Annotated in this window: 4 protein-coding genes; 3 read left to right on the top strand and 1 reads right to left on the bottom strand. The window is 64.3% G+C overall.

Features of this window, described 5'->3' with window-relative positions; translation table 11 throughout:
* Window positions 1-734 (top strand): acyl-CoA dehydrogenase family protein (locus K789_RS0104500; protein ID WP_024365713.1); only part of this gene is annotated, 734 nt, incomplete at its 5' end.
* A gap of 112 nt (window positions 735-846) precedes the next feature.
* Here the strand turns inward: K789_RS0104500 and K789_RS0104495 are convergent.
* On the bottom strand, window positions 847-1,392 hold the full coding sequence (locus tag K789_RS0104495) for a M23 family metallopeptidase (RefSeq protein WP_024365712.1): 546 nt from the start codon (window positions 1,390-1,392) through the stop codon (window positions 847-849).
* Window positions 1,393-1,852: 460 nt separating this feature from the next.
* Here K789_RS0104495 and rpsB point away from each other — a divergent pair, with 460 nt between their 5' ends.
* On the top strand, window positions 1,853-2,767 hold the full coding sequence (rpsB, locus tag K789_RS0104490; RefSeq protein WP_024365711.1) for a 30S ribosomal protein S2: 915 nt from the start codon (window positions 1,853-1,855) through the stop codon (window positions 2,765-2,767).
* 160 nt (window positions 2,768-2,927) lie between these two features.
* A complete protein-coding gene (tsf, locus tag K789_RS0104485) occupies window positions 2,928-3,764 on the top strand; it encodes a translation elongation factor Ts (RefSeq protein ID WP_024365710.1) in 837 nt (278 codons plus the stop codon).
* Window positions 3,765-3,775: the final 11 nt, after the last annotated feature.

Raw genomic sequence — 3,775 nt, 5'->3', positions numbered from 1 at the left:
CCCGCACGACTGCCCGCCGGGAGGGGGGCAGCTGGATCCTGAACGGTGCAAAGCGCTGGATCGGCAACGCCACGTTCTCCGACTGGGTGGTCATCTACGCCCGCGATCTCGCCGACAACCAGGTGAAAGGCTTCCTCGTCGACACGAAGACCGAGGGATACAGCGCCACCAAGATTGAGAACAAGATTTCGCTGCGCACCGTCCAGAACGCCGACATCACCCTCGACAACGTTGTGGTGCCGGACTTCTTCAAGCTCGCGAATGCCAACAGCTTCCGCGACACGAACAAGGTCCTCAAAGTCACCCGGCTCGCGGTTGCCTGGCAGGCGGTGGGCCAACAGCTCGCAGCCTTTGACGTCGCCCGCCGCTACGCCGTTGAACGCAGCCAGTTCGGACGCCCGATCGCCTCCTTCCAGTTGGTGCAGCACCAGCTCGTACAGATCCTCGGCAACGCCGTCAGCTCGATGGGCATGATGGTCCGCCTCTCCCAGCTCGAGGACCTGGGGCAGGCCAAGGACGAGCAGTCCGCCCTCGCCAAGGCCTTTACCACGGCACGCATGCGCGAAAGTGTTGCGCTGGGCCGCAGCCTCCTCGGTGGCAACGGGATTGTCACCGACTTCGAGATGGCGAAGATCTTCTCGGATGCCGAGGCCATCTACTCCTACGAAGGAACCCACGAGATCAACACCCTCGTCACGGGCCGCGCGATCACGGGCATCTCCGCGATCGTCTAGCACGCGCTCGTCCGGCGATGAGTCCAAAGCGTACGTCCGCACCCGTGCGGCTGCGTTTCGGTGGCCGGCCGATGCGGTACCCCTTCGGCCTGATGACTCCAGCCTCTGCGCCCTATCCGGGCGCGGGGTCCAGGGGAGGCAGCAGGACGGAGGGCCGCAGGTCGGATACGAACGCCAGCGGATTGAGGTAGGTCCCGACGCGGCGGACGCCCCAGTGGACGCAGGGACCTGGTGTGCAGTGACCGGGCTGGGTCCACCCCAGCACGTCCCCCTCGGCGACGGCGGCGCCTGCCACCAGATCGCTGCGAACGGCCTCGAAGCTGCTCCGCAATCCGTTGCCGTGGTCGACGGTGATAACCGGACGGTCCACCACGACGCCGACAAAGCTCACGGTGCCGGGCGCCGGCGAGGTGACCGGGGCGCCGTCGTGCGATGCCTGAAGATCCACGCCGCGGTGGCCGCCCAGCCACGGTCTTGCCGGGGGATCAAAGGCGCGCAGAACGGCAGGTTTGGGATTCAGCGGCCAGCTCCACCCGGCGGCCGCCACCCCTGGGCCGGCAATAGCGGCGCCGGGTCCCGGGACTGTTGACCCCGCCACGGGCGAAATCGCCAGGAACAGCAGGGCAACAAGGGCGGCCAGATATGCCGGGGGTTTCATGGTCCAAGCCTGCAGCTGCCGCCGTATCCACGAAAGCGATACCCGAGGCTATGTGGATAGCGCAGCCCGGCCCTCCGGGAGACCCATCCGCGGCCTTCCGCAGCCCACCGGCCACCGCCGGAATCGTCCAATCCGGCAGCTGCCCTGTAGTACACTAGGTGGAGCAGTTTGCTGTGCCCTCACGCTTGATCAATCCAATTGTCCAAGCCGGCACGCCTCATTCTGGGGTGCGGGGGAGCAGCGGCTGACTACGCGTATCCAGCCCTCCACATTCGAAGCTTGAACTCTTCAGGTGCGGAGGACTGCGCCTCTTTCGGTCCGGGCCTATGGTCCGGAGAAGAAGCACAGTGGATGCCAGGAGCACCGCCCGCCTGGGTGTTGCTAATCAACCGTCAACTATTGGCAGGGTAAGACAGCCCATGGGCTGTCTCATGAATGACCTGCCGGAAGGAGCGCCGGCATGCCCGTCGTAACTATGCGCCAGCTGCTTGACAGCGGCGTCCACTTTGGACACCAGACCCGCCGTTGGAACCCGAAGATGAAGCGTTTCATCTTCACGGAGCGCAATGGCATCTACATCATTGACCTGCAGCAGTCGCTGTCCTACATCGACCGCGCCTACGAGTTCGTGAAGGCCACCGTTGCACACGGCGGCACCGTTCTCTTCGTCGGCACCAAGAAGCAGGCGCAGGAATCCATCGCCGAGCAGGCCACCCGCGTTGGCCAGCCGTACGTCAACCAGCGTTGGCTCGGCGGTATGCTGACCAACTTCCAGACGGTCTCCAAGCGCATCCAGCGTATGAAGGAACTCGAAGAGATCGACTTCGACGACGTCGCCGGTTCCGCGTACACCAAGAAGGAGCTGCTGCTTCTTCGCCGCGAACTCACCAAGCTGGAAACCAACCTCGGTGGTATCCGCAACCTGACCAAGGCGCCTTCCGCGCTGTGGATCGTTGACACCAAGAAGGAACACCTTGCTGTCGACGAGGCCAAGAAGCTGAACATCCCGGTTGTTGCCATCCTGGACACCAACTGCGATCCGGACGAAGTCGACTTCCCGATCCCGGGCAACGACGACGCCATCCGCTCCGTCAACCTGCTGACCCGCGTTGTTGCTGACGCCGTTGCTGAGGGCCTCATCGCCCGCAACCAGCGCGCCACCGGCACCACGGAAGCTCCGGAAGAGCCGCTGGCCGAGTGGGAGCGCGAGCTCCTCGAAGGCAGCAAGACCGAAGAGGCTGCTGCCGCTCCGGCCGCAGACGCTGCTCCGGCCGCTGAAGAAGCTCCGGCCGCAGAAGCTGCTCCGGCCGCTGTTGAGGCACCCGCCGCCGAGGCCGCTCCGGCTGCCGAAGACGCTGCCGGCGAATCCAAGTAGTCAGACCCAAAAAGTCTGCTTTGCTCAGCTGACAAATAAATCCGGATATCCCCGCCCGCTCTCCGCAGCGCAGGGGAACTGACAGGATGGCCGCTCACCGGGTGAGCTGCCGTCCTGTCAGTCCGTACACCACATAAAATTTCTAGACAGAGGGGTTCACATGGCGAACTACACTGCCGCTGATATCAAGGCTCTGCGCGAGCGCACGGGCGCCGGCATGATGGATGTCAAGAAGGCTCTTGACGAGGCCAACGGTGATGCCGAGAAGGCCATCGAAATCATCCGCATCAAGGGGCTCAAGGGCGCTACCAAGCGCGAAGGCCGCTCCACCGCGGAAGGCCTGGTTGCTGCCAAGGTCGACGGCGGCGTTGGCGTGATGATCGAAGTCAACTGCGAGACCGACTTCGTCGCGAAGGCTGACAAGTTCATCCAGCTCGCCGACAAGGTCCTGGCCGTTGCCGTTGAGTCCGGCGCTGCCGATCTCGAGACCCTGCTGGCCACCGAGGTTGACGGCAAGCCGCTGTCCGAGGTTGTCATCGAAGAGGGCGCCGTTCTGGGCGAGAAGGTTGTTGTCCGCCGCATCTCCCGCATCGAGGGCGCAACGGTCGACGCTTACCTGCACAAGACCTCGAAGGATCTCCCGGCCCAGGTCGGCGTCCTGTTCGCTGTTGACGGCGAAGGCGAAGCCGCTGCCACCGCAGCCCACGACGTCGCCGTTCACATCGCCGCGATGTCCCCGAACTACCTCTCCCGCGAGGATGTGCCGGCCGATCTCGTCGAGTCCGAGCGCCGTATCGCCGAGGAGACTGCCAAGGCTGAAGGCAAGCCCGAAGCAGCAATGACCAAGATTGTGGAAGGCCGTGTCACTGGCTTCTACAAGGGCGAGGTTCTCCTCGACCAGGCATTCGCCAAGGATGCCAAGAAGTCTGTCGCGCAGATCCTCGAAGAGGCTGGCGTCAAGGGCACCGCGTTCACGCGTTTCCGCGTCGGTTCCTAGTCAGGCACCCG

This window comes from Arthrobacter sp. TB 26 (genome assembly GCF_000427315.1).
Classification (GTDB): domain Bacteria; phylum Actinomycetota; class Actinomycetes; order Actinomycetales; family Micrococcaceae; genus Arthrobacter.
This window is presented reverse-complemented; position numbering and strand designations above follow the sequence as displayed.

What these genes read in the sequence shown, in the direction of transcription:
- tsf (WP_024365710.1), top strand. Translation starts at nt 2,928, where the DNA reads ATGGCGAACTACACTGCCGCTGATATCAAGGCTCTGCGCGAGCGCACG.
- K789_RS0104495 (WP_024365712.1), bottom strand. Translation starts at nt 1,392, where the DNA reads ATGAAACCCCCGGCATATCTGGCCGCCCTTGTTGCCCTGCTGTTCCTG.
- rpsB (WP_024365711.1), top strand. Translation starts at nt 1,853, where the DNA reads ATGCCCGTCGTAACTATGCGCCAGCTGCTTGACAGCGGCGTCCACTTT.